Annotated in this window: 5 protein-coding genes; 2 read left to right on the top strand and 3 right to left on the bottom strand. The window is 71.9% G+C overall.

Annotation, left to right across the window (positions count from 1 at the left end; translation table 11 throughout):
* Positions 1–279 precede the first annotated feature (279 nt).
* Both EEJ42_RS46875 and EEJ42_RS46870 read left to right on the top strand, forming a co-directional pair.
* A complete protein-coding gene (locus tag EEJ42_RS46875) occupies positions 280–1,248 on the top strand; it encodes a diacylglycerol/lipid kinase family protein (protein WP_123108248.1) in 969 nt (322 codons plus the stop codon).
* Positions 1,249–1,568: 320 nt separating this feature from the next.
* Complete coding sequence (locus EEJ42_RS46870; protein ID WP_003953983.1) at positions 1,569–1,826, top strand: WhiB family transcriptional regulator; 258 nt, start codon at positions 1,569–1,571, stop codon at positions 1,824–1,826.
* A gap of 163 nt (positions 1,827–1,989) precedes the next feature.
* Here the strand turns inward: EEJ42_RS46870 and EEJ42_RS46865 are convergent, their stop codons facing one another.
* From EEJ42_RS46865 to EEJ42_RS46855, 3 genes are all read right to left on the bottom strand, one after another.
* Entirely contained in the window at positions 1,990–3,462 is a 1,473-nt protein-coding gene (locus EEJ42_RS46865) for a sensor histidine kinase (RefSeq protein WP_123108247.1), read from the bottom strand.
* A 275-nt stretch (positions 3,463–3,737) separates the two neighbouring features.
* Positions 3,738–4,808, bottom strand: coding sequence for an SIS domain-containing protein (locus tag EEJ42_RS46860; RefSeq protein WP_123108246.1), 1,071 nt, complete (start codon positions 4,806–4,808; stop codon positions 3,738–3,740).
* A 42-nt stretch (positions 4,809–4,850) separates the two neighbouring features.
* Positions 4,851–6,440: a glycoside hydrolase family 3 protein gene (locus EEJ42_RS46855; protein WP_123108245.1), complete on the bottom strand. Its 1,590-nt coding sequence runs from the start codon at positions 6,438–6,440 to the stop codon at positions 4,851–4,853.
* Positions 6,441–6,463: the final 23 nt, after the last annotated feature.

The raw sequence follows: 6,463 nt of genomic DNA, 5'->3' as shown, positions 1-6,463 counted from the left end.
CGGACCGGCCGCGGCCCCACGGGCCCCGCGTCGGCGGCCGCGGGCGCCTCGGCGGCGGGGGCGGCCTTCGTGGCGGGCTTGGTGGCCTCGGCCTTGGGAGTGCCGGTCCTGGGCGCCTTGGCGGACTTCTTCCTGCTCACGCCAGCAGCCTAGGGCATGTCCGCACAGTCCCGCCGGGCCCGCGACGCGACGGTGCGGACACGCCCTGGGCCGCGCACGGGCTCCGTGGGCGGCCCCGGGGGGCGGGGATCGTTCCGGCGGGTCGGTAGGCTGGCGCCCATGCGCGCACTCCTCGTGGTCAATCCGGCAGCAACCACCACCAGTGCCCGCACCCGTGACGTCCTGATCCACGCGCTCGCCAGTGATCTGAAGCTCGACGTGGCGACCACGGAGTACCGGGGGCATGCACGCGATCTGGCCCGTCGCGCGGTCGACGGCGGCACCCATGAGCTGGTCGTGGCGCTGGGCGGCGACGGCACCGTCAACGAGGTCGTCAACGGGCTGCTGCACAACGGCCCCGCACCGGGCGAGCTGCCGCGCCTCGCGGTGGTCCCCGGCGGTTCCACCAATGTGTTCGCCCGCGCCCTCGGTCTGCCCAACGACGCCGTCGAGGCGACCGGCGCCCTGCTGGACGCGCTGCGGGACGGCACCGAGCGCACCGTGGGCCTCGGGCTCGCGGCCGGCACCCCCGGCACCGCGGACGAGTCGGTGCCCGACCGCTGGTTCACCTTCTGCGCGGGCTTCGGCTTCGACGCGAGCGTGATCGGCCGGGTCGAGCAGCAGCGCGAACGCGGCAAGCGTTCGACCCATGCCCTCTACATACGGCAGATGGTGCGCCAGTTCTTCGGGGAGCCGAACCGGCGGCAGGGCACCATCACCATCCGGCGGCCCGGCCAGGACCCGATCCAGGACCTGGCGCTGTCCATAGTCTGCAACACCTCCCCGTGGACCTATCTGGGCAACCGCCCGGTCTACGCGGCGCCGCGCGCGTCCTTCGACACCGCCCTTGACGTGCTGGGACTCGCCAAGCTGTCGGCGCCTGCGATGACCCGCTACGCGACCCAGCTGCTGATGTCGTCCCCCGAGCGGGGCCCGCACGGCAAGCACGCGGTGGGGCTCCACGATCTGACGGACTTCACCTTGCAATCCCAGGCGCCACTGCCGTTCCAGATGGACGGAGACCACCTAGGACTGCGGACGAGCGTGACGTTCACAGGCGTACGCCGTGCACTGCGTGTGATTGTGTGAGTCAGACCCCATAAAGTCCTTCTAGTCGAACGTTTAGGCTGGGATCCACCCCCCGGAAGTACGGCTGTGATACAGCCGACACCAAGGAATCAAAAAAAACTTTCCGGAAGGGGTTGTATCCGCCGCCGAGGTTTGCGAATCTCTTCTTGGCGATCGGGACGGCCTGACGGAAGGCCCCCATGAGAGCCCGAACCCCCTCCTCAATCCCACGGGAACGCACCAGCGCCCAAACTGGCGGCGTCCCTGTCCTTGTCGGGGGATTCGTGAAAGCGTTCACATTCACAAGCAACAAGCCCGCAATACGAGGAGATGGAGCAGCCATGGACTGGCGTCACAACGCCGTTTGCCGCGAGGAAGACCCCGAGCTGTTCTTCCCCATCGGCAACACCGGTCCTGCGCTGCTGCAGATCGAGGAAGCCAAGGCCGTCTGCCGCCGCTGCCCCGTCATGGAGCAGTGCCTGCAGTGGGCGCTTGAGTCCGGCCAGGACTCCGGCGTCTGGGGTGGACTCAGCGAGGACGAGCGCCGCGCCATGAAGCGCCGTGCCGCTCGGAACCGGGCGCGGAACGCCAGCGCCTGACCCTGATACGCCCCGTGGCCCCCGAGCCGCAGCGCGCAGTAGCCCCGATGCGCACAGCAACGTGAGCTTTTGAGCCCCGGACCATCCCGGTCCGGGGCTCAGTGCGTTGCCCGCCGTGTGAGCTGCGTCGCCCGGCTCTTGCGTGAAAGAGCCGTGAAGGTTCTCAGTGCTTCTCGGTACGCACCGGCAGGTCGAGGACCACACGCGTGCCGCGCTCCGGAGCGGGCACCATGTCAAAGGTGCCGCCCAGTTCGCCCTCCACCAGGGTGCGGACGATCTGGAGGCCGAGGTTTCCGGCGCGCTGGGGGTCGAAGCCCTCGGGCAGCCCGCGCCCGTCGTCCTGGATGATCACCATCAGCCGACCCTCCTCGCCGGCGCCGCCCCGTACCGCCGAGACCTCGACCGTGCCCTGCTCCCCTGGCCCGAAGCCGTGCTCCAGCGCGTTCTGGAGCACTTCGGTGAGGACCATGGACAGCGGGGTGGCCACCTCGGCGTCGAGGATGCCGAACCGTCCGGTGCGGCTGCCGGTGACCTTGCCGGGCGATATCTCGGCCACCATCGCCAGCACCCGGTCGGCTATGTCGTCGAACTCGACCCGCTCGTCGAGCGTCTGGGACAGGGTCTCGTGGACGATCGCGATCGAACCGACCCGGCGCACCGCCTCGTTGAGCGCCTCCCGCCCCTGGGCGGAATCCATGCGGCGGGCCTGGAGCCGCAGCAGCGCGGCCACCGTCTGGAGGTTGTTCTTCACCCGGTGGTGGATCTCCCGGATGGTGGCGTCCTTGGTGATCAGCTCCCGCTCGCGGCGGCGCAGTTCGGTGACGTCCCGCAGCAGGACGAGCGAGCCGATGTGCACGCCCTTGGGCTTGAGCGGGATGGCCCGCAGCTGGATGACGCCGTTCTCGCCGCTCTCGACCTCGAATTCGCGGGGCGCCCAGCCGCTGGCGAGCTTGACCAGCGCCTCGTCCACCGGGCCACGTGCCGGGGCCAGTTCGGCGGTGGTCTCGCCCAGGTGGTGGCCGACGAGGTCGGCGGCGAGCCCGAGCCGGTGGTAGGCGGAGAGCGCGTTGGGGCTGGCGTACTGGACCACGCCGTCCGCGTCGAGCCTGATCAGCCCGTCGCCGACGCGCGGCGAGGCGTCCATGTCGACCTGCTGGCCGGGGAAGGGAAACGCCCCGGCCGCGATCATCTGGGCCAGGTCGGACGCGCTCTGGAGGTAGGTCAGCTCCAGGCGGCTGGGGGTCCGTACGGTCAGCAGATTGGTGTTGCGGGCGATGACGCCCAGGACCCGGCTCTCCCTCCGCACCGGGATGGATTCCACCCGGACCGGAACCTCTTCGCGCCACTCGGGATCGCCCTCGCGCACGATCCGGCCCTCATCCAGCGCCGCATCGAGCATGGGACGGCGGCCACGGGGAACGAGATGGCCGACCATGTCGTCCTGATAGGAGGTGGGCCCGGTGTTGGGCCGCATCTGCGCGACCGAGACATAGCGGGTGCCGTCGCTGGTGGGCACCCAGAGGACCAGATCGGCGAAGGAGAGGTCGGAGAGCAGCTGCCACTCCGATACCAGCAGGTGAAGCCACTCGAGATCGGATTCGTCGAGGGCCGTGTGCTGGTGTACGAGATCGTTCATGGAGGGCACATGGCGAGCCTACCCGGACGAGGGATGAGCCGATTCACACATAAGCGTGGACAGATGGCACTGGTCTAGTCCAGAATGGCCAGCGATGCGATCTTCCGCCTTCCCCGCACAGGAGGGTGGATCGGAGGCACACGGCGCGCTCTGCCCTGACCGCTCCGTACGCCTCTTGAGGTCGGCTGCTCGGCCGACGAGCTCCGGGCTGCGGTGCCGGGTGGGTTGAGGGTCCCGCCCCGGCGCCGCGGCCCGCGGGTGTTTTCAGGAGCCTCTCAGCGGGTCTCGGTGACCTTGGCCAGGGCGCGCGGCGCGTCCGGGTCCTGCCCGCGGGCGATGGTGACCTCGTACGCCAGCATCTGGAGCGGCAGGATCTCCAGGATCGGCTGGACCTCCTCGGCGACCCCCTCGGTGGGCAGGGCGAAACCGGCGGACGCCCGGTCGACCTCGGCCTGGCTGCCGATCACCACGAGATCCGCGCCGCGGCCGCGCAGCCGCTCCAGGACGGGCTGGAGCGCCTGGCCGCCCTTGCCCTCGGTGACGATCGCGATCACCGGCGAGATGTTGTCGACCATGGCGAGCGGGCCGTGCAGCAGATCGGCGCCGGAGTAGGAGAGGGCCGGGATGTAGCTGGTCTCCATCAGCTTCAGGGCCGCTTCCTTGGCGGTGGGGTAACCGTAGCCCCGCGAGGTGAGGACCATCCGCTCGGCGAACCGGTAGCGGCCCGCGAGCTGCTTCACCTCGGCCTGGCGGTCCAGGATCTGCTGGGCGAGGTCGGGCAGCGCCTTGGCGGCCGCGCCGTCGCCGCCGCGCAGCCCTTCGACGAAGAGGTAGAGGGCGAGGAGTTCGGCGGTGTAGGTCTTGGTGGCGGGCAGCGCCTTCTCGGGCCCGGCCAGCACGTCGATGTGGAACTCGGAGACCGCGGCGAGCGGTGAGTCCGCGTTGTTGGTCACCGCGAGGGTGATCGCCCCGGCCGCACGGGCGGCCTCGGTGGAGGCGACCAGGTCCGGGGAGCCGCCGGACTGGCTGACGGTGATCACCAGTACGTCGGTGAGGTCCTGCCGGGCGCCGTACGCGGTGGTGGTGGACATGGAGGTCAGCCCGCACGGCTTGCCCAGCAGCACTTCGAGCAGGTATTTGGCGTACAGCGCCGCGTTGTCGGAGGTGCCCCGCGCGGTGAGCAGGACGAAGCGCGGTGCGCGCGCGGCGATCCGCTCGGCGGTCTCACGGATCTTCGGAGCGCCCTGGTCGAGGATGCGGCGCAGCACCGCGGGCTGCTCGTTCATCTCGCCGGACATGATCCGGCCCGGCTGATCGCTGCGCGGGGCCGTCGTCGTGGCGGACATTTCGGGTGCCTCCCGTGGGCTGTGCCGGTGGTGCGTGGGGTGTCAGTGCCCGGCCTCGTTGCCGGTGATGACGCCGGTGGTGACGTCGGCGGTGACGCCGGTGATGACTTCCGCGGCCGCCCGCCCGCAGACCCGGGCGGCGCCGCGGGTCGCGATGTGCAGGGCGCCGCCGGGAGGTGCCTGGGGCACCCCCATCTCGACGACGACGGTGTCCGGCCGGGCGGCGAGCAGGGCGTCCAGGACGCCCGCCATCCAGTCGTGGCGGTGGACGTCGCGTACCACAGCGACGATCCTACGGTCCGCCGCGGCGTCGAGCATCTGTGTGACCACGGCGGACGCGCCCCGGGCCGCGATGTCCTCGGGGCCGTGGGCGGCGGTCGTGGTGCCGGGGAGCAGCCGGGACAGCTCGGCGGCGACGCCCCAGGGAGTCTCGTCGCCGACGGCGATACCGGCCACCGGGGTGAGGGCGGCGACGAAGACGGGTCCCGTCGGCGGCCGGTACGCGGGGGCGCCGTCGGCCGGGGTGATCCGCAGGGCGCGGCGGGCGGCGGTGAGCCCCACCTCCGGGGCGGGCGCGATCCGCCGCGCCGCGTCCGGCCCTCCGGCGGTCTTCGCCCACTCCCCCAGGGCCCGGACCCGCGCCGCGGCGTCGGCCAGCCGTGCCTCGGGGAGCCGCCCGTCCGTCACGGCCGTGACCAGCGCGTCCCGCAGCCGCAGCACGGTGTCCTCGTCGGCGAGGCCGCCGCCGACGCAGATCGCGTCGGCACCGGCGGCGATCGCCAGGACGCTGCCCCGCGCGATGCCGTACGCGTCGGCGACGGCGCGCATCTCGATGCCGTCGGTGACGATCAGGCCGTCGAAGCCGAGCCCGCCGTCGGCGACGGGGGCGCGCAGCAGTCCGTGCAGGGCGGCGGGGCTGAGGGTGGCGGGCAGCGCCGGGTCGAGCGCGGGCAGCAGGATGTGCGCGCTCATCACGGCCTTGGTTCCGGCGGCGACGGCCGCCCGGAAGGGCACCAGTTCGCGGACGGCCAGGGTGTCGGGGTCGGCATCGATGCGCGGCAGGGCGTGGTGGGAGTCGACGGCGGTGTCGCCGTGCCCGGGGAAGTGCTTGGTGCAGGCGGCGACCCCGGCGCCCTGGAGGCCCTCGATCCAGGCGGCGGTGTGCCGGGCGACGAGCTGGGGTGTGGCGCCGAAGGAGCGGACGCCGATGACCGGATTGTCCGGGTTGGAATTGACGTCGGCGGACGGCGCCCAGTTGAGGTTGACGCCGCAGGCGGCGAGCCGGCGGCCGAGTTCACGGGCGACGGCGTGGGTCAGCCCGGTGTCGTCGACCGCGCCGAGGGCCAGATTGCCGGGGAAGGAGGAGCCGCCGCGTACCTCCAGACGGGTGACGTCGCCGCCCTCCTCGTCGATCGCCACCAGCACGTCGTCCCGTTCGGCGCGCAGCTGGGCGGTGAGCGCGGCGAGCTGCTCGGGCGAGGCGATGTTGCGGCCGAACAGTCCGACGGAGGCCAGCCCCTCGCCGAGGCGGCGCAGCAGCCAGTCGGGGGCGGAGGTGCCGGTGAAGCCGGGCTGGAGGACGGTGAGGGCGTTCCGGGTGAGCGTGGCCATGTCGTGCGCGAGCGTCGTCATGGACGTGGATCTTCCCTTCGCCG

This window comes from Streptomyces botrytidirepellens (assembly GCF_003721215.1).
Lineage (GTDB): Bacteria > Actinomycetota > Actinomycetes > Streptomycetales > Streptomycetaceae > Streptomyces > Streptomyces himastatinicus.
Note: the sequence above shows the minus strand (reverse complement) of the source record. Positions and strands in the feature narration are given on the sequence as shown.

Bases quoted from the DNA above. Each gene is read 5' to 3' on its own strand.
- EEJ42_RS46855 (WP_123108245.1), bottom strand. From the start codon at position 6,440: ATGACGACGCTCGCGCACGACATGGCCACGCTCACCCGGAACGCCCTC.
- EEJ42_RS46875 (WP_123108248.1), top strand. From the start codon at position 280: ATGCGCGCACTCCTCGTGGTCAATCCGGCAGCAACCACCACCAGTGCC.
- EEJ42_RS46865 (WP_123108247.1), bottom strand. From the start codon at position 3,462: ATGAACGATCTCGTACACCAGCACACGGCCCTCGACGAATCCGATCTC.
- EEJ42_RS46860 (WP_123108246.1), bottom strand. From the start codon at position 4,808: ATGTCCGCCACGACGACGGCCCCGCGCAGCGATCAGCCGGGCCGGATC.
- EEJ42_RS46870 (WP_003953983.1), top strand. From the start codon at position 1,569: ATGGACTGGCGTCACAACGCCGTTTGCCGCGAGGAAGACCCCGAGCTG.